The 20,600-nt window shown below is 56.6% G+C and carries 19 protein-coding genes; 13 read left to right on the top strand and 6 right to left on the bottom strand.

The features are described from left to right. Positions 1-32: 32 nt before the first annotated feature. A complete protein-coding gene (locus tag RSK20926_RS10850; protein WP_008206655.1) occupies positions 33-677 on the bottom strand; it encodes a response regulator transcription factor in 645 nt (214 codons plus the stop codon). Further along, positions 674-2,194, bottom strand: coding sequence for a cache domain-containing protein (locus RSK20926_RS10845; RefSeq protein ID WP_008206653.1), 1,521 nt, complete (start codon positions 2,192-2,194; stop codon positions 674-676). The genes RSK20926_RS10850 and RSK20926_RS10845 overlap by 4 nt, the downstream gene beginning before the upstream one ends. Positions 2,195-2,445: 251 nt before the next feature. Between RSK20926_RS10845 and RSK20926_RS10840 the strand changes: the two genes are divergently transcribed. The 4 genes from RSK20926_RS10840 to RSK20926_RS10825 all read left to right on the top strand — a co-directional run bounded on the left by RSK20926_RS10840 (position 2,446) and on the right by RSK20926_RS10825 (position 7,724). Beyond that, positions 2,446-3,528 carry a TRAP transporter substrate-binding protein gene (locus tag RSK20926_RS10840; protein ID WP_037254737.1) on the top strand — a complete coding sequence of 361 codons (1,083 nt, stop codon included), beginning with the start codon at positions 2,446-2,448 and terminating at the stop codon, positions 3,526-3,528. Between the two features lie 140 nt (positions 3,529-3,668). Then, positions 3,669-4,595 (top strand): TRAP transporter small permease subunit, encoded by a 927-nt coding sequence (locus RSK20926_RS10835; RefSeq protein ID WP_008206648.1) that lies wholly within the window; start codon positions 3,669-3,671, stop codon positions 4,593-4,595. 17 nt (positions 4,596-4,612) lie between these two features. Continuing rightward, entirely contained in the window at positions 4,613-6,967 is a 2,355-nt protein-coding gene (locus tag RSK20926_RS10830) for a TRAP transporter large permease (protein ID WP_008206646.1), read from the top strand. A gap of 193 nt (positions 6,968-7,160) precedes the next feature. Then, complete coding sequence (locus tag RSK20926_RS10825) at positions 7,161-7,724, top strand: hypothetical protein (protein ID WP_008206644.1); 564 nt, start codon at positions 7,161-7,163, stop codon at positions 7,722-7,724. 20 nt (positions 7,725-7,744) lie between these two features. Here RSK20926_RS10825 and RSK20926_RS10820 read toward each other — a convergent pair whose 3' ends face one another. Further along, a complete protein-coding gene (locus RSK20926_RS10820) occupies positions 7,745-8,140 on the bottom strand; it encodes a VOC family protein (protein WP_008206643.1) in 396 nt (131 codons plus the stop codon). Next, the gene (locus RSK20926_RS10815; RefSeq protein WP_037254734.1) at positions 8,140-8,961 is read right to left on the bottom strand and encodes an arginyltransferase; all 822 of its coding nucleotides are present in this window, start codon (positions 8,959-8,961) and stop codon (positions 8,140-8,142) included. Before RSK20926_RS10815 ends, RSK20926_RS10820 begins: the two co-directional genes overlap by 1 nt. A 410-nt stretch (positions 8,962-9,371) precedes the next feature. Between RSK20926_RS10815 and RSK20926_RS10810 the strand changes: the two genes are divergently transcribed. After that, a complete protein-coding gene (locus RSK20926_RS10810) occupies positions 9,372-9,995 on the top strand; it encodes a VPLPA-CTERM sorting domain-containing protein (protein ID WP_008206639.1) in 624 nt (207 codons plus the stop codon). Between the two features lie 232 nt (positions 9,996-10,227). On the opposite strand, the gene RSK20926_RS10805 is transcribed toward RSK20926_RS10810, so the two are convergent. Next, entirely contained in the window at positions 10,228-10,659 is a 432-nt protein-coding gene (locus RSK20926_RS10805) for an RDD family protein (protein WP_008206638.1), read from the bottom strand. Between the two features lie 120 nt (positions 10,660-10,779). Beyond that, entirely contained in the window at positions 10,780-11,241 is a 462-nt protein-coding gene (locus RSK20926_RS10800; protein WP_008206636.1) for a DUF2852 domain-containing protein, read from the bottom strand. An 818-nt stretch (positions 11,242-12,059) separates the two neighbouring features. Between RSK20926_RS10800 and RSK20926_RS10795 the strand changes: the two genes are divergently transcribed. The 8 genes from RSK20926_RS10795 (at position 12,060) to RSK20926_RS10760 (ending at position 20,579) form a co-directional block, all read left to right on the top strand. Next, complete coding sequence (locus RSK20926_RS10795; RefSeq protein WP_008206634.1) at positions 12,060-13,208, top strand: MHYT domain-containing protein; 1,149 nt, start codon at positions 12,060-12,062, stop codon at positions 13,206-13,208. 112 nt (positions 13,209-13,320) lie between these two features. Next, positions 13,321-14,175 (top strand): FAD binding domain-containing protein, encoded by an 855-nt coding sequence (locus tag RSK20926_RS10790; RefSeq protein ID WP_008206632.1) that lies wholly within the window; start codon positions 13,321-13,323, stop codon positions 14,173-14,175. An 11-nt stretch (positions 14,176-14,186) separates the two neighbouring features. After that, entirely contained in the window at positions 14,187-14,681 is a 495-nt protein-coding gene (locus tag RSK20926_RS10785; RefSeq protein WP_008206629.1) for a (2Fe-2S)-binding protein, read from the top strand. Then, the gene (locus RSK20926_RS10780) at positions 14,678-17,104 is read left to right on the top strand and encodes an aerobic carbon-monoxide dehydrogenase large subunit (protein WP_008206628.1); all 2,427 of its coding nucleotides are present in this window, start codon (positions 14,678-14,680) and stop codon (positions 17,102-17,104) included. The genes RSK20926_RS10785 and RSK20926_RS10780 overlap by 4 nt, the downstream gene beginning before the upstream one ends. Before the next feature lie 44 nt (positions 17,105-17,148). Continuing rightward, complete coding sequence (locus tag RSK20926_RS10775) at positions 17,149-18,024, top strand: AAA family ATPase (RefSeq protein ID WP_008206627.1); 876 nt, start codon at positions 17,149-17,151, stop codon at positions 18,022-18,024. Continuing rightward, positions 18,021-19,202 (top strand): vWA domain-containing protein, encoded by a 1,182-nt coding sequence (locus RSK20926_RS10770; protein ID WP_037254729.1) that lies wholly within the window; start codon positions 18,021-18,023, stop codon positions 19,200-19,202. Before RSK20926_RS10775 ends, RSK20926_RS10770 begins: the two co-directional genes overlap by 4 nt. After that, entirely contained in the window at positions 19,199-19,978 is a 780-nt protein-coding gene (locus tag RSK20926_RS10765) for an XdhC family protein (protein ID WP_008206623.1), read from the top strand. Before RSK20926_RS10770 ends, RSK20926_RS10765 begins: the two co-directional genes overlap by 4 nt. Continuing rightward, positions 19,971-20,579, top strand: coding sequence for a nucleotidyltransferase family protein (locus RSK20926_RS10760; protein ID WP_008206621.1), 609 nt, complete (start codon positions 19,971-19,973; stop codon positions 20,577-20,579). The genes RSK20926_RS10765 and RSK20926_RS10760 overlap by 8 nt, the downstream gene beginning before the upstream one ends. Positions 20,580-20,600: the final 21 nt, after the last annotated feature.

Here is a 20,600-nt window from a genome sequence, read left to right as displayed (position 1 = left end):
AAGGGCTTTCTGGGGAACCCTGAGGCTGGGTTCTAGAAATCGTGGCCGGTGCCCTGCAACACGCCATGCTCCAATGCGTAGCGTGTGAGGCCCGCAGTCGAAGAAATGCCAAGCTTGCGTTTGATATTCTTGCGATGGGTCTCAACGGTGCGCACCGAGATGTCCAGATGCAGCGCGACTTCTTTGTTTGATTTCCCCTGTGCCAGCTCCAGCAGAATAGTCTGTTCGCGCCCGGTTAGCGCTTCGCGCGTTTCACCCTCTTTGGGTGCCATCGCGCCCTGTGCGCCAGTGCAAAGATAGCGCTCCCCGCGCATTACTGTATCAATGGCCAGTTTGATTTCTTCGGTTGGCACATCCTTGAGGACATAGCCCATGGCGCCATGGCTGAGAGCAGTTGAGATATACTCGGGGCTATCGTGCATCGACAGGATCAGGATACGTGTCTCCGGGTGGTTCTCCAGGATCATCTCGGTCGCGCTGAGGCCGCCAAGCTTGGGCATGTTGAGATCCATCAGGATCACATCAGGTCCTAGCGTCTGGGCCTGCGCCACCGCTTCGCTGCCATCGGTAAGCGATGCGAGAACCTCTATATCGTCATAGCTTTCGAGAATGGATTGGATGCCTTCAGCCACCATGGGGTGGTCATCCACGATCAGGACCCGGATCATATCGCTCATGTCTTATCCTCTGTCCTTGGGCTCTCTACCCCTTGGCTCTGCGCCTCACCCATGTTGACGTTCGCAACAGTGAGTTTCGTTGACGGACCCTCGACTGTGATTTCTGTACCGGTGCTGCCACTTGGCGGTAGCAAATGGCTAAGGGGCAGGGTGACCTCGATAACGGTGCCGCTTTGGGTGCCACGTGATGACAGAATGCGCAGGGTGCCGTCAAGTTGCTCGATACGTTCCTGCATATTGCGTAGCCCAATGCCCGGGCCTGCGCGCTCCTGCTCTGGGGGCAGGCCGCAGCCATTGTCGGTAATCCGCATGGTGGCGCCTTTGGCATGTCCGCGCAGGTCCATTGTCATATGGGTGGCATTGGAGTGTCGCTCGATATTCATCAGGGCCTCTTGCGCGATCCGATAGAGTGCAATCTTGGCGTCCTGATCCAGGCGGTTGCGAAACACCACAGTAGAAAAACTGGAAACAATGCCAGTTCGCGCGGCAAATTCGTCGGTCAGAGTTTTCAGGGCAGGGCCCAGGCCAAGATCATCAAGCACACCGGGCCGCAGGTCCCGGCTGATGCGACGGACCTCAGTGATGGCAGTTGCAAGGTTTTCGATACCCCTGTCCAGGGGGGGGATGGCGCGATCCAATTCTCCGCGTTTGAAGCGGCGGCTGGCATTGTCCAGAGCAAATCGCACGCCAACCAAGAGCTGGCTGATACTGTCATGCAACTCTCGGGCAACCCGGCCGCGCTCCTCTTCCTGCGCATCCAAAACGCGCTGGGTCAGTTCTTTCAGCTTGGCATCCGCCAATCTGCGTTCGCGCAGGTTCAGAAACATGCCCGAGGCAAAAACCAGGATGAGTGAAACCAGAGCAATCGCGCCAATATAGAGGAAAGTACGCCGCACACGGGTCTCCACTTCGGCACGCGCAGCCGCGACGGAGGCCAGAACATCATCGATGAAGACGCCGGTGCCAACGGCCCACTGCCAATCCTGCAATCCGACCACATAAGCGATCATCCGGGCCTCTTCGCCGGTCGATGGCTTTTGCCACATGAATGTATGCCAGCCCGCGCCCTGTCGTGCGAGGCGCAGGAATTCATCCACCACGGGCACTCCACCGCTGTCCGTCAGGCCCGCCCAGTTCTGATTGATGAAATCCGTCTGTCTGGGACTGACCAGATTGGTGCCGTCATAGTCATAGACAAAGAAGAACCCATCCTTGCCGTAGATCATCGCGCTGAGGATCTGGCGTACCCGTTCCTTCGCCACCGCATCATCTGGCGAGGCGCGCCCATAGATATGGGAAAATCCGTTGCGCGCCTGGGTCACATAGTTTCTTAATTCGGCTTTCTTGGCCTCAAGCAATTGCAGCTCTAGCGCTTGTATCTCGCGCTCTGCGGAGGCGCGAGATTGATAGGCCACCAAAAGGGCAATCGCGGCCACAGCAACCACCAGCGGAAGGGTCGCGAGAATAGAGATTTTCTGTGCGTAATTCGGACGAAAGAGGGAGCGGAATGAGGCCATGGGGCGAATCGTTACGCAATCCGGCGGGCGAATCAAAGTGTTGAAGCGTGTTTTTCGCTGGCCAAGGAACAAGAATGGCCAGGGCACGCGGAAAATGACGCAAAGTTTCAACGCATTATCGGCTATTCAACGTGATATACGCAGTACTTGGTATTCACATGTTCTGTGACGTCGCTAGGCTAGCGCCACTCGATAGAAGATCGGCCCGGGACAACCGGGCGGAGAGACTACTTATGGGAGGAGCTACTCTAATGGATCGTCGTTCTTTTTTGAAAACATCCGCAATGGGCGGAACCGCCGCTGCTGCGGCAACTCTGGCTGCACCAGCCTATGCACAGGGCAAACGCACCCTGACCATGGTGACATCCTGGGGCCGCGGCCTGGCAGGCGTGTTTGATTCCGCTCAGCGCGCAGCGGACAGCATTACTGCAATGTCCGACGGCAACCTGACCGTCGAAATCAAAGCAGCCGGTGAGCTGGTTGGCGCATTCGAAGTATTTGATGCGGTGTCCTCCGGTCAGGCGGATATGTATCACGCGGCTGACTACTACTTTGTAGGTCAGCACCCAGGCTATGCCTTCTTCACCTCCGTGCCTTTTGGTATGACTGCACAGGAACTGCTGAACTGGTACCACCATGGCGAAGGTCATGCGCTGCATGACGAGTTGGGTCAGATCTTTGGTCTGAAGTCCTTCATCGCAGGTAACACCGGCGCACAGGCCGGCGGCTGGTACTCCAAAGAGATCAACAGCCCCGAAGACTTCAACGGTCTGAAGTTCCGTATGCCGGGTTTGGGTGGCAAGGCGCTGGGCAAACTGGGCGCATCCGTTCAGAACATTCCTGGTTCCGAAGTTTATCAGGCCCTGTCTTCCGGCGCGATCGACGGCACCGAGTGGATCGGTCCTTGGGCGGACGAAAAGGCTGGTTTCCAGGAAATCACCAAGACCTACTACACTGCGGGCTTCCACGAGCCAGGCGCGGCTCTGTCGCTGGCAACCAACCGCGACGTCTTTGACAGCCTGTCACCTGCGCACCAGAAGATCATCGAGATCGCAGCGGGCGAAGCGCATCAGTGGAGCCTGGCACAGTTCCTCAACAACAACGGCGCAGCGCTGCAGCGTCTGCAGGCCGGTGGCGTGAAGGTCATGGAATTCCCTGACAGCGTTTGGGATGCCTTTGGTAGTGCCTCCAAGGATGTGATGTCAGAGAACATGGGCGATGAGCTGTTCGCGAAAATCTACGACAGCTACAACGCTTCGATGAAAGCCTCCTCCAACTGGCAGAACCTGTCCTCCGGTGTTTACACCGCACAGCGCGACCGCGTTCTGGGCTAAACTCAGCTAGGTGAGAAAACGGGTCCCCCGCCTGAGTGCGGGGGACCTCTGTTTAATTGTTGCAGGTGGAATGCCCTACTGGTGTTGCTTGGTGAGCCAAGCCCAAAGCCCCCTGTTGCAAGCAATCATCCGGAGGAAAAATGCAGGAAGAAACTGGCATTTCCTTTTTCGGGGCCCTGCTGGCCGGCCTATGGTGGCTGGTGCAGAATATCGCAGGTGCCTTTTACAATTTCGGCTATGCCGTAACCCATCCCGAACTCTGGTTGGACTGGTCCGACAAAGCGGCGATCATGCGCTTTGTCTACTACGGCGGCTCTGTTGAGTTCTTCTTTGTCGTTTTCACCCTGTTCCTGGTCCTGACCGCAATCGGCCTTTACCGTCGCCAGGTCATGTGGGGCATGGTGCGCGGGCTGGAGTTCTTTGCCAATGGTATCGGGCGTATCTTTGCCTGGGCCGGTCTGCTCATGGTGATCCAACAGATCATTATCGTCTTCATGCAACGGATCTTTGCGCGCCCGGATATGAGCTTTGGTCTTGGCATAGCGCTTGAGAAAGATATCTCCTGGTTTGCCGAGGAATTGAAGCTCTACAACGCTTTGGTGGTTTGCATGTGTGTAACCTATACATTCGTGCAGGGCGGCCATGTGCGCGTAGACCTGATCTATTCCGGCATCAGTTTCCGCGCCAAACGGGTAGTGGATATGGTCGGTTCACTGATCTTCATGATGCCTGCCGCCGTACTGACCTGGATGTATGGCTGGTACTTCCTTTGGCGTCATCTGATCGTGCCGAAGCCCTCAGCCTCTGATACTTTGGAACGTCTGGTGATGAAGTCACGCGCTCTGCGCTGGAACATTGAGACGATCGGTTTCAGCCCCAATGGATTCAACGGGTATTTCCTGTTCAAGATCCTTTTGGTGAGTTTCGCCGGCATCGTCTTCCTGCATGCGATCTGTTTCTTCTACCGCTCGCTGCTGGAGTTCATCGAAGGCCAGGCCAGCGAAAACAAATACCTCGACAAGGATACCCTTGGCGAAGGTGAAGAAGCCTATGAAGGCGCGCATTAACCTAAGGGACAGCGGATATGCTTTTTGGTCTTGATGGCGTCGAAATCGGCTTGCTCATCGTATTCTTCTGCCTCTTTGGAGGCATTCTCTCCGGCTTTCCAGTGGCCTTTGCCATTGGCGGGGCTGGTATCATCTCCTTCGGAATCATCGCCTCGCTTGATAGCGCAGGTCTCCTGATCCACCAGGCTATAGACACCTCTTCCCAGGCCTATCGCACATTGGTGGACAGCGGCGTCAAGGCCGATGTGATTTCGGTCTTCCGCTATCCGGATCTGCCCAGAGTGGCCGAACCGGTCTTTACCCGCGGGTGGGAAGTGGCGTTGGACCGTAACGTTTCTTTCATCGTGAACCGCATGAACGAGCGCGTTCTGGCCGGTGCCTCGATCGAGACACTTCTGGCGGTTCTGATGTTTGTTCTGATGGGGATCACCCTGGAACGTTCAAAGATCGCCAATGATCTTCTGACAACTATGGCGCGGGTCTTTGGCCCATTGCCCGGGGGGCTTGCGGTTTCCATCGTGGTTGTCGGCGCCTTCCTGGCGGCTTCCACCGGTATCGTAGGTGCAACCGTGGTCACGATGGGGCTTTTGGCCCTGCCGACCATGCTGCGCAACAACTACAGCCCGGAATTGGCGACGGGTGTCATTGCAGCTTCGGGTACTCTGGGGCAGATTATCCCGCCTTCGATTGTGATCGTTCTTCTGGGAACCCTCGCAGGGGACCTCTACTCGACCGCGCAGGAAAACCGCGCGCAAGAGGCGGGCTGCTCTGATGCGCTCACTTATCTCGGGGAACCGGCGGTTGTCTCGGTGGGGACATTGTTCCAGGCGGCTCTGCTGCCCGGTATCATGCTGGCACTGCTCTATGCGCTTTACGCCTTTGGCTACGCGCTGCTGAATCCAGAGAAGGCCCCGGCCGTCGCACTGGAAGCCAGCAGCAATGAGCCCGTAACGCGCAACGAAGCCCTGACCTGGTTCCTAGGCGTGCCTGCTGCTCTGATTGGTGGCGCAATGCTGCTGAGCACCTTTGGTGTGATTGGTTCACAGAATGTAACAGTCTCTGGTTTTTCTGATGCGGGTCAAACCGCCAGCCTGCGCACCAATGTTGGCGCGGACTGCCAGGCCTCGATGATTGATCTGCATGGGCAGGAAGCCTGGGACGCAGCGGTTGCCGAGCAGCAGGAGATTGATGCTGCAGGTGGCGTGGCCCAGGCGGTGAAACTCTCCGAAGAGGAACTGGTTGCTGCCCGTGAGGCCAAGATCGCGGCGGCTGCACCAATTGGCACGGGTCTGACTGTGCTGATCATCCTGCTGGGCCTGGTCCTGGCGGTCGGACGCGGTGTGGCGCCTTCGCGGGATGCCAAACCTTTGATCCTTGGGGCGATTGGTCTGCTGCTGGTTCTGTTGATAGATGTGATCGCTATTGCTCCAACCACTTCGGCTGGGGTGACGGTCCTGCTGATCGCTTTGCCTGTGGTTCTGGCGCTTTACGGCTGCAAAGAGGCTGCAGCCCGTTGTGCCAAAAACGATCTGATCCGGGTGGTCTTTCCACCGCTGGTTCTGATCGTTGCGGTGCTGGGGTCAATCCTGGGTGGCATTACCAACCCGACGCCCGCTGCGGCGCTAGGGGCGGGTGGTGCGATCATGCTGGCGGCTTATCGCAGGCTTCAGGATGAAGGACGTTCCGGCAAGATCATCATCTGGGCGACCTTTGCGGTGATCATCTCGATCCTCATTGGGGTGAACTTTGATCTACGCATCAACCAGGACAACGTGAGTGCTGAAAGCTGGATCGCCTTCTTCTTTGCCTATGGCGCCTATCTCTATGCACTCTTTGGCCTGCTCTATGGGTGCTGGGTACTGTTCAAAGGCGGGGTCCTGACTCCGGTGGTGCGCGAAACGGCCAAGGTGACCTCCATGGTTTTCACCATCCTGATCGGCTCTCAGCTGCTCAACCTCGTGGTGATTTCCTTTGGAGGCGAGCACTATATCCAGCAGTTCCTGAAGAGCTTTGACAATGAGATGACGGTCTTCCTGATCGTGATGCTTGTCCTGTTCTTCCTGGGCTTTGTGCTCGATTTCCTGGAGATTATCTACATTGTGATCCCAATCGTTGGTCCGGTGATCTATGGCGGGTCGTTTGACCCCAAATGGGTCACCATCATGGTTGCGGTGAACCTGCAGACCTCCTTCCTGACACCGCCCTTTGGATTTGCCCTGTTCTACCTGCGCGGGGTTGCTCCCAAAGAAGTAACAACCGGGCATATCTACCGCGGGATTCTGCCCTTTGTGCTGATCCAAGTGGTGGGTCTTGGCATCCTTTGGCTGTTCCCGGCCATTGTCACGATCGTGCCAAATCTGATCCCGAATTGATCGGATCGAAAAGAGCTGGGGAAAGGGGGGCTTTTGGCCCCCTTTTTCTTTGGGATGGGGGCAGAATCTACAGTGGTTTGGGCTCCTAGAGACGAAGATTTAATAATGGGTGAAATTATTAAGGAGTTTCAGCTATTTTCTGAACCGGGTCGCTAAGGGAGTGAGCAGCGGCGCAAGAAAGGGATGATTTTTCATGTCCTTGGTTAGCGAATGGCAGAAGGCCAAAAAGGCCTATGATGAGGTGCAAAAACAGGCAAATTTCCATATCCGGAAGTTGAAGCCAGATCTGGAAGCTGCCCAATTCTACCGCAATGCTCTGCAGGCGGGGCTGCTACGGGACAACAGCCATATGCAGAAGATCAAAGACTATCTGCCCCGGTTTTCACCCCAAACTATCAATCAGATCTGCCGTGATCTGGAGCAGGAACAGAGGGATCTGGAAGCGCTTTGCCCCAGACCGAATACGGGGATTGCACAGGCCATTCGCGATCTGGAGAAAATCCTAGCCGTTGCTGAATCTCTCATCGCCAAAGGGGAAAGCTGTCCTGATCGTTGGGACCATTTCCATGAGGTACACGAAACCTGTACCCATCGTTTGATGTCTGCAAATGACATCATCGAAGGGTTTCTTTGCAAAAACGCGCATCTGAAGCCAAAGCAAAAACTACGGGAGGCACATGCTTCCTTGCTGGCGCAGGCGGGACAACGCGGTCGCCAGATTCACCAGTTTCTACAGGATCATGGCATTCGGGGTTAGAAACCGGGCAGGGTGGTTTTTCAGCTTTCACAGGCCATTTGCAACAGATCCCAGCGGTTGCCAAAGGGATCTTGCCAGACAGCGACCGTGCCATAGGGTTCATAGCGCGGTTCTTCTTCGAAGTGTATTCCGACCGCGCGCATTGCAGCATGGTCTCTGACAAAGTCATCCGTGACCAGAAACAGGCCGATACGGCCACCAAATTGATCACCGATTATCGCTCTTTGCTGGTCATTCGCGGCCTGGGCCAGGATTATGCTGCCCTGGCTGGAACCTGGCGGTAAAATGCGGACCCAGCGTTTATCGCCTTGGTCGACATCTTCGGCCAATTGCCAGCCCAAAGTGCCGCAGTAAAAGGCTATCGCCTCATCGTAGCTCGGTACGACAAGCGAAAAAGCATGGAGGAATTGTTGCATTATCGTCGGTGCTCGGGTTGTTGCGGCAGTTGAATGCTTGCCACCTGTTCCGAGATTGGCTCTGTCGCCAGGGGATGGGCGCTGTCCAAAAACTCCTCTGGATCTTCCATCTTCTTCCAACGGCCCTGGTGATAGACCTCAAGCCCCGAGAACTTCTCCTTGTAGCTCATCTTGGCGCTGCCAGGCACCCAATAGCCAAGGTAGACATAGGGTAGCCCTGCTTCGCGAGCTATTTCAATGTGATCCAGGATCATGAAGGTGCCGATGGATTGCTTGGGCAGGTCCGGGTTGTAGAAGGAATAGACCATGCTCAACCCATCCTCCAGCACATCGGTCAGCGAAACCGCTATCAGCTTGCTGAACTGCGGTTCGGTATATTCCACCACCCGGCTGCGGATCGGGGTTTCCTCGATCATGGCGGCATATTCAAAGACATCCATATCTGCCATTCCACCATCCGCATGGCGGCTGTCGAGATAGGTCCGGAACAGATCAAATTGATCTTCGGTGGCCCAGGGAGAGGTTGCGCGGCGTACCAGATAGTCGTTTCGCTTCAGGATGCGTTTCTGGCTGCGGCTCTGCTCAAAGGCGGTGACATCAATACGGGCGGACATGCAGGCAGCGCAATCAGAACAACTGGGCCGGTAGAGAACATTCTGTGACCTCCTAAAGCCCTGATGTGAAAGCGAATTATTTAGTTGCTCTGCCGTGGACCCCTGCAGTGCTGTAAACAGCTTCCGTTCCATCCGCCCCTCCAGATAGGGGCAGGGCTGCGGAGCAGTTACATAGAATTGCGGTGCTATGGGAAGCGTGTGGCGCATGAAAATCCGAAAACCGTTTAAGGGCAGATGTTTTGATAATAGATGGCGCCCAGAAGATAGCAACGTCCTTTCAAAGCGCAAACCACGGTAGGGGTTTTGGTTAATATGTGGTCGACATCTCTGACTGGCCGTCACGGCAGGGGCTCAAACCTGAAAAACAGATCTGACCATCTCAACTGCAGCGACGCTTGGCATGAGAATGACTTTCCCAACGTGCGGTCGCGGCTTGCTTTGAACAACCTTTGTCATTGTGCTTTTGACGCTTTCGCGGGCCTACTGGCGTCTTTTCGGGACCAATGCGCCCGAATGGAATTCACTGTTTCCACTGTGGAGAGCATGGAAGTAAAATTTGCCTCAAATTTGACACAAAGTGAAAAGTTTGACTTAGTCAGTCTCAAGGGGAGTTCACAATGTTTAATGGAATTAGAGAAATCGCTCTGTCAGGGCTATTTGCAGCACTAGCATCTGCGTCTCATGGCGCTGTCATTGCATATACTTGGGAAGAGGGCGGCAATCTTGTTACCGAGTATTCGGGCTCTTTGGACTTATCCGGTCTGACTTTTGCCCAAGGCTTAACCAACGTGAATTACCGCCGCTTCCAGCCGAACCGAAATTTCTACTGGAATATGGACGATTACCAGGGCCACTTTGATGCGAGTATTTCCGTCACCGGTGGCGCGAGCTCAACGGTACTTGCCAATCCTTCGCCTTCGGTGATTGGACACACGACTTACTATGGCAGCGTATTTGGCTATGGAAATACCTCGGGGCTATCCAGAGGTGGCGCGGTCTATACCGCTTTTGGCTATAGCAACAATGATGCCATTAGCGGCGGTTCCACCACCCTTGGGGCGAGCCTTTCGACATTGGGCCTCTCCGGCCCCGCTACAGTCAGCTATTCTTGGAGCACTGACAGTATCACTCATTTTTACGGCGTTGCAGCTCCTTCGCCAGTGCCGCTGCCGGCAAGCTTGCCGTTGGTTGTGACTGGCCTCGGGGCATTGTTTTGGATGCGCCGCCGCAAGAAAGCTTGAGTCGCCTCCTGATCGGTTAAAACTTGTCGTGGTGGCTGTTGCCGCTTTTGGGCTCAGGACCAGGGGCATGATCTTGACTGGATGTTCTTGCGATGGCTTGGCCCATTCACACCCAGTCAGGACAGAGTCTTTTCTAGCGCTTCGGATCACTCTGATAACCTGAGGCTATTTGCGAACCAAGGTTGGTACTGCAGGCTGGTCACCGACTCGCAGACATGGGCTCGATGCCTTCCTAGCCACGCCGGTTCAGCATCACCGTACCAAGAAGCGCGTCACTCAGACCTTGGCCACGCGCAGTGGTCAGCATCATGATTACAGAGATCACCTGCAGCACAGGAATAGCGAGCGAAATACTATAGCCCGCAGTATGCAGGGCGGCTTGGCCCGCATCCAAGCGTCTGCCACTAAGGTCACGCAATTCCAATCCCGTGAATCGCATCCCCCAGGTCGCTGAACCATTTGCAATTGTCACTGTCCTGTAGACAAAACCAATCACCAGATAAAGCAGCGGCCAGATGAAGATCCCTACAAAGGCCGTCAGCAAAACCGTGACGAGACAGAGGGTAAAGATGATCAGGCTGTCCACAAGCCAGGCAATCAGGCGCTTTGGGGCGACGCCGCTGTAGAATTCGGCCTGATAGTCGGGGTCGGGCAGGGCACTCATGGAAGGGGTCCTTTGTTGCAATGTTTTGTGCCTTGGGGCGCTGGACCATCTCGAACCAACACCCGCTTTTAGGCTGCACCGTGGCGGCGGCACAGCCCAGAGGTCAGGAGAAGGTTGTACTTAGTTGACCTTCTTGGCCTGGGTGACCTCTTCGTCGTTGTCCAGTTCGGCTTCTGTCTCTGGCGCAGTGGCACGCTCATCCATGAACTGGTCAAATTCAGCCTTGTCCTTTGCTTCACGCAGACGCTGCATGAAGGCTTCAAAATCATGCTGCTCCTGTTCTAGGCGGCGAAGTGTTTCGGCTTTATAGGCATCAAAGGCACTATTGCCAGAAGGCTTCATAGCGGACATGCCATGGCGGGCCCAGGCATTGCGTTTGTGGCTGCGGCAGGATTTACTGAACATGCGTTTGCTCCAGATCATGTAAAAGAGAAGGGCGAGGCCAATGGGCCAGAAGAAGACAAAGCCCAGAACCATCGCGGCTATCCAAGCGCCTTTGCCTTTTTGGTCCAGCCAGGCTTCGCTGCGGGAAAACCAGCCCTGATGACCAGGGTCAGAGGCGGTTGAGGTCATGGTTGTCATCTCTTGTCTCCAGGTTCTGCGGCAAGATCCGCGATTGCTTTGGTGAATGTAAATGCTCTTCACATTACAGCATATCGGAAGCCTGAGGGCGGGTTTCAAGAGAGGAAGTGAATGTTTTTTACATTAACACTGTCGAAGCCAAAAGATTGTGCATATTAAGCCATTATCAGACTCCAGGAGGCGGCTGTAGCTGTAGCGGGACACTTCGCGTTGCAGTGCGGGACACTTCCCATTGCAGCAACTTGTTTTTCGAAGTCTGAGCTGTTTTTGGCATAAAAACAGGCGCTATTCCCGTCTGGAATTCCCCCAGTGAGCGCCGCGCGGCGAAGCGGACCTGAAGCTGACCTGGCGCCGCTTTGGGACACTTCCGGTTTCAAACTCCAGTTTTCCGCCGCCCGAAGTGTTTAAAATCGCCGGGCGGCGGGTTCTTTAAAGGGGGGCGAAAAGGGTCTTTTAGGCCTAGCCAAGGTCTGGGCCAGGTAGACCTGTGAACCACAGACCGTCGCAGCAGAGTGAGTGTCGGGCAGCAATGCGGGACAGATCCGGTCACTCACCTGTTTGGGATCAAGGACCGCAGGCAGCCCGAAGCGGTCATTCGTTGAGCCTGCGACGAATGGCCTGTTAGAGCCCATTTTTGTATATGCTGCGAGTTGGGCGAACGTCCACTTTGAAGACCTGGCCCCAAACCTCAGGTGTTCCATCCACTTAGATTATTGACACAGAGGTCTTTAAAAATCTGACCTCTGAATGAGCGGTTTGGCTGGTGGCGGGATGTGGAGTATTTGCAAAATGTCATTGTCTTAGTCATCTTGCTCGGCATGGAATTTTTAAACACCAGTCACAGCGGCTTTTTGGTCGCGATGTCCTGCCTTGTTGCGCTTGTGGCGGGGTTCACTGGGCTTTCACTTACGCGGGATCTCGCAGAAAAGCCGATGTTTCAGAAAAAGGCCTCTATCGCACTTGCATCCGTTGCCTTGGGGGGCGGCATTTGGGCGATGCATTTTGTGGCCATGCTGGGGCTGCAACTGCCTATTCTGTTTTATTATGACGCGGCGATCACCCTGGTTTCGGCCCTGTCGGCGATTTTGCTTGTCGGTGCGGCGCTGATCATACTGCATTTTGCCAATCGGACACCGGTGATCATCACGCTGGCCGGGGGCATTGTCGGAGCCGGAATTCTAGCAATGCATTACATCGGCATGGCTGGACTCGAGCTCTGCCGCGCCGTTTTTTCCGTCTCAGGTGTTGCTTTCTCGTCTTTCGTGGCCGTTGGCCTTTGTATCGCGGCCTTCTGGATTGCCTATGGGCAGCGCACAAACCGCAATATCCTTCTGGGCACGCTCTGCTTTGCAATTGCCGTCTGCGCGGTGCATTTCCTGGCCATGACGGGAACAAATTTCGTGGCAGTCCCCAGTCTGGCTGAATTCGGCCCGGTGATGAGCAATGAGACACTTGCTCTAGGAGTGATCTTTTTCAGCTTTGTGATCTTTGGCACCTGCCTTTGGGTCAGCGTCACCTATCTGGTCGTAGCCCCCTCGGCCCAACCCGAAGCCGCCACAGAGCCAAGCCACGCTTCGAGGTCCGAGCCGAGATCGGCGCCGGAAGCCGTGGTTGGTTTGCAGATCCCCTGCGAGCGCGATGGGAGTAAGGTCTTTATCCGCTCCGCTGATGTGCTCTTTGTGCGCGCTGATGGGCACTACACGCAGGTCTACACAGCAGATGAGCATCTGTTCTGCGCCTGGCCCATTACCGATGCTACCAAGCGGCTGATCACGGTCGGATTTATGCAGACCCATCGCAGCTATCTGGTCAATCCCGATCGCGTGGTTCGCTTTGAGCGGACCAAGGACAAGGGCCGCTGCATCTTTGGGGGGGCAGATTTGCCACCAGCACCCGTCAGCCGCTCCAAGCTCAAGATCATTCAGAATGCTCTGGCTTCGCAGGTCGGTGCAGTTCGTGCAGGCTAACGCGCATTTCGTGCAAAATACCCGTGTTTCATTGATTTTCTAGTGCTGCAGTATGTGGGCGTATGCAGGCTCCCCCTAGCGAGAACATTTGCTTTTAGGGAGGAGAAAGGCGATGATTCCAGCGGCGTTCGAATATTATCGACCCAAGGATATGGCGGGGGTTTTATCCCTGCTGGAGGAACATGGCGATGACGCGCGTGTCATGGCGGGGGGCCACAGCCTCATTCCCATGATGAAGCTGCGCATGGCGGATGTGCCACACCTGATTGACCTTCAAGATGTCGATGGCCTGTCCGGTGTCGAGATCGATAACGAAGCCATCCGCATCGGTGCCATGGTCACGCAGGCTGACATTATTGATCACCCAGAGCTGGCCAAGGTCGCGCCAATCCTGCGCGAAGCAGCATTGCAGATTGCCGATCCACAGGTCCGTTATATGGGGACTGTTGGTGGCAATGTCGCCAATGGCGATCCGGGCAATGACATGCCGGGGTTGATGCAATGCCTCGACGCAAGTTTCAGAGTGATCGGCCTAGACGGTGAGCGTGAGATCCCGGCGCGGGACTTCTACGAAGCCGCCTATATGACCGCACGTGAGGATGAGGAAGTACTGACAGCTGTTTCCATCCCACTGCCTGCAGGCGGTTATGCCTATGAAAAGCAAAAGCGCAAAATCGGGGACTACGCCACAGCCGCAGCCGCGGTGCAGATCGTCAAAGATGGCGGCACCTGTGCCAGCGCCTCGATCGCAATGACAAACCTCAGCGATACACCGATCTATTCCGAGGCGGCAGGGGCCGCACTTGTCGGCACGACCGTTGACGAGGCAGCACTGGCAGCCGCCGTGGCTGCAATGCTGGGCGACATTGATCCCACCGAGGACAATCGCGGCCCTGTCGCATTCAAGAACCACGTGGCGGGCATCATCCTGCGCCGCGCCATCGAACGCGCTTGGTCGCGGGCCTGAGGGAGAACAGCATGTCAAAGAAGATGCACATCAAGCTGAAAGTGAATGGCAAGGACGAAGAGTTCTTCGCTGAACCGCGTGAGTTGCTGATCTACACGCTGCGTGAACGGCTGAACATAACCGGCCCGCATATTGGCTGCGAGACCTCCCATTGCGGAGCCTGCACCGTCACGATCAATGGAAAGTCCGTAAAGTCTTGCACCATGTTTGCCGCCCAAGCGGATGGTGCCGAGGTGACGACAATTGAAGGCATTGGCGGGCCAGACAATCTGCACCCTCTGCAGGAGGCCTTCAAGGAGCATCACGGACTGCAATGCGGCTATTGCACCCCAGGTATGATCACCCGCGCGAGCAATCTGTTGGAAGAAAACCCCAACCCAACCGAAGAAGAGATCCGCTTTGGCATGGCCGGCAATATCTGCCGCTGCACGGGTTACCAGAACATTGTGAAATCCATTCAGGCCGCAGCCACAGAAATGAATGCAGCCAAGGAGGCGGCAGAATGAAGGACGATATCACTCGCGACGAGCGCGTCGAAAATCTCAAAGGCATGGGCTGTTCGCGCAAGCGGGTTGAGGATGCCCGCTTCACTCAGGGCAAGGGCAACTATGTTGACGACATCAAGCTGGACGGGATGCTGTTTGGCGACTTTGTCCGCTCGCCCTATGCGCACGCGCGCATTACCAATATCGACGCTGCCGCAGCCCTTGAAGTTCCTGGTGTGATAGCGGTGCTGACGGCCGCAGATCTGGAACCTCTAGGCCTGCATTGGATGCCGACATTGGCGGGCGACAAGCAAATGGTCCTGGCAGATGGTAAAGTACTGTTCCAGGGTCAGGAAGTCGCCTTTGTCGTCGCCGAAGACCGCTATGCCGCTGCCGATGGTATCGAGGCGGTTGAGGTGGAATACGAAGAGCTTCCCGTTGTTGTTGACCCATTCGCGGCGCTGCAATCAGACGTGGTTCTGCGCGAAGATCTGGTGGCGGAAGACGGCTCTCTCCCCGATGGGGCGCATGGTCCCCGAAAGCATCACAACCATATCTTTACATGGGAAGCTGGCGACAAAGAACCGACAGAGCAGGTCATCGACACTGCCGAAGTCGTGGCCGAAGAGACCATGTATTATCATCGCACCCACCCATGCCCGTTGGAAACCTGCGGCTCTGTGGCGTCAATGGACAAGGTCAACGGCAAGCTGACCCTGTGGGGCACCTTCCAGGCGCCACATGCGATCCGCACTATCGTGTCGCTGATCTCCGGCATTGAAGAACACAATATCCGGGTGATCTCGCCCGATATTGGTGGTGGCTTTGGCAACAAGGTGGGGGCCTATCCGGGCTATGTCTGCTCGGTTGTGGCCTCCATTGTCACCGGCAAGCCGGTGAAGTGGATCGAAGACCGCATGGACAATCTGATGACAACCGCCTTTGCGCGGGATTATCACATGACCGGAAAGATCTCTGCCACCAGAGACGGCAAGATCACCGGGCTGCATTGCCATGTCACCGCGGATCATGGCGGCTTCGACGCCTGTGCGGATCCCACCAAGTTCCCGGCCGGCTTCATGAATATCTGCACCGGCTCTTATGACATCCCAACCGCCTATCTAGCGGTCGATGGTGTCTATACCAACAAGGCTCCGGGCGGTGTTTCCTATCGCTGCTCCTTCCGGGTGACCGAGGCTGTTTATTTTATTGAACGGATGATCGAGGTCCTGGCGATCAAGCTGAATATGGACGCCGCTGAGTTGCGCCGGATCAACTTTATCAAGAAAGAGCAGTTCCCCTATACCGCCGCGCTGGGCTGGGAATATGATTCAGGCGACTACCACACGGCCTGGGACAAGGCGCTGGACACCGTTGACTACAAAGGGCTGCGTGCCGAACAGGCGCAGCGGGTTGAGGATTTCAAGGCTGGCAAGACCCGCAAATTGATGGGGATCGGCCTGTCGTTCTTTACCGAGATTGTCGGTGCCGGCCCGGTAAAGAACTGCGATATCCTTGGTCTGGGCATGTTCGACAGCTGCGAAATCCGCATTCACCCGACGGGTTCGGCCATTGCGCGGCTTGGCACCATTTCCCAAGGACAGGGGCACGCAACAACCTTCGCACAAATTCTTGCCTCCGAGATCGGCCTGCCAGCGGACAGCATCACCATAGAAGAAGGCGATACCGACACTGCGCCTTATGGTCTGGGGACATACGGCTCCCGATCGACACCGGTGGCGGGGGCCGCAACAGCCATGGCGGGGCGCAAAATCCGTGCCAAGGCGCAGATGATCGCGGCCTATCTGCTGGAAGTGCACGACAATGACGTGGAGTTCGATGTTGATCGCTTTGTGGTGAAAGGCGCGCCCGAGCGCTTCAAGACCATGAAAGAGATCGCCTTTGCGTCCTACAATCAGGCAATTCCCGGTGTCGAGCCCGGTCTGGAGGCGGTTAGCTATTACGACCCGCCCAATATGACTTATCCCTTTGGCGCCTATATCTGTGTGATGGATATTGACGTCGATACCGGTGTGCCGGAAATCCGTCGCTTCTATGCACTGGACGATTGTGGCACCCGGATCAATCCGATGATCATCGAAGGTCAGGTGCATGGCGGTCTGACCGAGGCGCTGGCCGTCGCATTGGGGCAGGAAATTGCCTATGACGATATGGGCAATTGCAAGACCGGCACCTTGATGGATTTCTTCCTCCCAACGGCCTGGGAGGTTCCCAACTACGAGACCGACTATACCGTGACCCCAAGCCCGCATCACCCGATCGGTGCCAAGGGTGTTGGTGAAAGCCCGCATGTGGGGGGGGTGCCCTGTTTCTCCAATGCCGTGCAGGATGCCTTCCGAGCCTTTGGCAATACGCATACCAATATGCCGCATGATCATTGGCGCATCTGGAAGACCGCCAGTGACCTCGGCTTGCACGGCTAAGGACAATAGCCAGGCGGGGCTTTGCCCGCCTGGCTGCAATTGACATGACCTGGATCAATCTCAAATCCCGCCTTGCCGAAAAGGGCTATGTAGCCTCTGACGATCTTGCCGTTGCCCTGCAACTTGCCTTGTCGCTTGGGCGACCGCTGTTGCTGGAAGGGGCTGCAGGCGTCGGCAAAACCGAAATCGCCCGCACCCTGTCGCAGGTTGAAGACACGCGCCTCATCCGGTTGCAATGCTACGAAGGGCTGGACGCAGCGCAGGCAATTTATGAATGGAATTACCAGCGGCAACTCCTGACCATTCGCGCCGCAGCCGAAGATGGCGAAACCGGAAAAGAGGTCGAACAGCGCATTTTCTCGCGGGAATTTCTGCTGGAGCGCCCCTTGCTTGCTGCGATCACGCAGGACAGCCCTCCGGTTCTGCTGATTGACGAAATCGACCGTGCGGACGAGGAGTTCGAGGCCTATCTATTGGAAATTCTATCCGACTTTCAGATTTCCATTCCGGAACTCGGCACCATCAAAGCGGTAACCCGACCCATCGTAATCCTGACCTCGAACGGCACCCGTGATCTCTCGGACGCATTGCGCCGTCGCTGTCTTTACACCTATGTCGACTACCCTGATCGGGCGACCGAGCTTGCCATTCTCAGGGCCCGATGCCCCGACATCGAAGCGCGTCTGGCCGAGCAGATCATCGGCTTTGTGCAAAAACTACGTCAAGAAGAGTTGCAAAAGACCCCGGGCATCGCCGAGATGCTGGATTTTGCCGCCGCTTTGATGGGCTTGGGCATTGCGGATCTCACCGAGGATCCCGCCGTGATGCAATCCACGCTGACCACCTTGCTAAAAACCCAAAGCGATCAGGCGCAGATCACCCGAGAGGTCGCAGGCCGTATCGCGGGGCGGGCGGCATGAGCCGTGTGACCAAATTTGCCGCCCGTGATCCTGGACCTTCTGTTCGGATGGCGGGTTTCATCGCCCATCTGCGCGAAAATGGGCTGCGTCTTGGAGTGGCCGAGGCCGAGATCGCCTTGGCTGCCTTGACCCATGTTGATGCCGTCCATCCTGATGATAGCCGCCGGGTGCTGCGGGCCGTGTGCACGGGGTGCAAGGAAGAAATCGAGCGGTTTGATGATCTGTTTGACAGCTACTGGATGGATATGGGGCGGGTTAAACAAAGGGTCACCCCAACCGTTTCGAGCGCGCAGAACGACGATGTGCATTCCTCGCGTGATGCCAAGGGCAAGGAGGCCGGAGCTTCCGGCTCCGCCACGGCGCCCGACAGTGAAGACGGAGAGGCAGAAAGCGATGGCACGGGTAAACTGATTGCGACCGAACTGCGAAATTTCAACCGACGCGATCTGCGCGACTTGGTGCGACCCGATGAAATTGCCGTAGCCGAGGAGGTCGCTCGCCGTATTGGCGCTGCGCTCTTTGACAAACGATCGCGCCGCCGGATTGCTGCGCGCAAAGGTGACCGGCTGCACTTTCGCAAAACCATCCGTCATAGCCTTGCCAGCGGCGGCGAACCCCTGCGCCTGTTGCGCAAACGTCGCCCGGACCGCACCCGCAAGATCGTGGCGCTTTGTGATGTCTCCGGGTCGATGACCGTCTATGCGCAGGTATTCCTGGCGTTTCTTGCAGGGCTCATGCGGGTGGACAACGCGGCGGATGCCTATCTGTTTCACACTCGCCTTGTGCGCATCACCGATGTGCTGCGCGACAAGGACGCGATGCGTGCTATTGGGCGGATGTCATTGATGGCGGATGGGTTTGGCGGGGGCTCAAAGATCGGGCCGTCCCTGATGCGCTTTGCCGATACATATGCCAAACGTTTTGTCGATGGGCGCAGTGTCGTGTTGATCCTGTCGGACGGCTACGACACCGAGGCGCCGGAACTGACCGGTTTGGCCCTGCAGAAGCTGCGCAAGCGTGGCTGCAAGATAATCTGGCTGAACCCGTTGAAAGGTTGGGCAGACTACGCGCCGGTGGCCGAGGGCATGGCCGCAGCCCTTCCGCATCTGGATGCATTCAAATCCGCCAATACACTTGTTGATCTTGCGGCTTTGGAAAAGGAGCTTGCCAGATTATGACACCGGCTGAATTTCTTTCAAGCGATATGGCCGAGGCGGCGCAGGAGCTGCGCGCCAAGGAGGAAGCCTTTGCCTTTGCCACTATCGTGCGTACCGCCGGGTCAACGGCGGCCAAGCCCGGCGCAAAAGCGCTGCTGAGTTCGGATGGCACCCTTTTACAGGGGTGGCTTGGCGGTGGATGCACCCGCGGCGCGGTTAAACGCGCCGCCGTTCAGGCGTTGAACGAGGGCCGGCCGCAGCTGGTGTCAGTGGCGCCTGAGGATCTGCTGGCTGAGAAAGGCGTAGCGGCAGGCGATGAAGTGGATGGCACCCAGTTTGCTCGCAATGGCTGCCCGTCGCGCGGGACGGTCGATATTTTCATCGAACCCTGTCTGCCCATCCCCCAATTGGTGGTCATTGGGTCGTCACCCGTGGCCAGAGCTCTGAGCGAGCTTGCGCCCACATTCCATTGGTCCGTCACCGCAACGCCGCACAAGAACAAACCGCATAAGAAGCGCTTTATCGTGGTGGCCACCCAAGGCCAAGGCGATCTGGATGCCCTGAAGAGCGCCCTTGAAGTCGGATCGGGCTATGTGGCCTTCGTCGGAAGCCGCCGGAAATATGCCTCGCTTGCAAAAAAGCTTGGGGATGCCGGCCTGAATCAATCGGCAATCGATGGCGTTCACGCCCCTGCCGGGCTGGAATTGGGGGCGATCACACCAGAGGAGATTGCCCTTTCGATCCTAGCGCAACTGGTGCAGGAGCGCCGAGCCACTGCGAACCAAAACGATGTCTGAGGTCGCCGTGATCATATTGGCCGCCGGCCTGTCGCGTCGCATGGGGGAGCGCAACAAGCTGCTCTTGCCAGTCCATGGTCGCCCCATGATCCGGCATATGGTAGATCTCTATAGCCAAGTGACACCGCGGCCCGTTCTGGTGGTTACGGGACATGAGGCAGACCATATCGAAGCGGCGCTGGAGGGCAACTCCGCCGTGACGGTCGTCAACCCGGACTACAGCCAAGGTCAGCAAACATCCGTAGCCTGTGGGCTGCGGGCAGCAGAAGACTGCGAGCTGATATTCATTGGTCTGGGGGACCAGCCGCTTTTGACAACCGCTGATCTGCGGGCTCTGCTTGCGGCCCATGCATCGGCGGATCCCGCGCGCATCTCCATTCCCATTCAGGACCAGAAACGCGGCAACCCCATTGTGGTGCCTGCCAGGCTGCGGCCACGGCTCTTGGCCGATCCACAGTCGCCCGGCTGCAAAATATTCACCCGTGCCAATCCGGACCAGGTCCAGTTTCACGCACTGTCGGCTCCGGGATTTTATGCCGACGTCGATACACCAGACGCCTACGACACCCTTTTGCGAACCCGCCAGGAGGAGATCTCATGAAGTCACTCAGTAAAATCGCCA

This window comes from Roseobacter sp. SK209-2-6, from assembly GCF_000169455.1.
Lineage (GTDB): Bacteria > Pseudomonadota > Alphaproteobacteria > Rhodobacterales > Rhodobacteraceae > Pseudophaeobacter.
The sequence above is the reverse complement of the archived record's forward strand: the minus strand, read 5'-3'. Positions and strand labels throughout refer to the sequence as shown.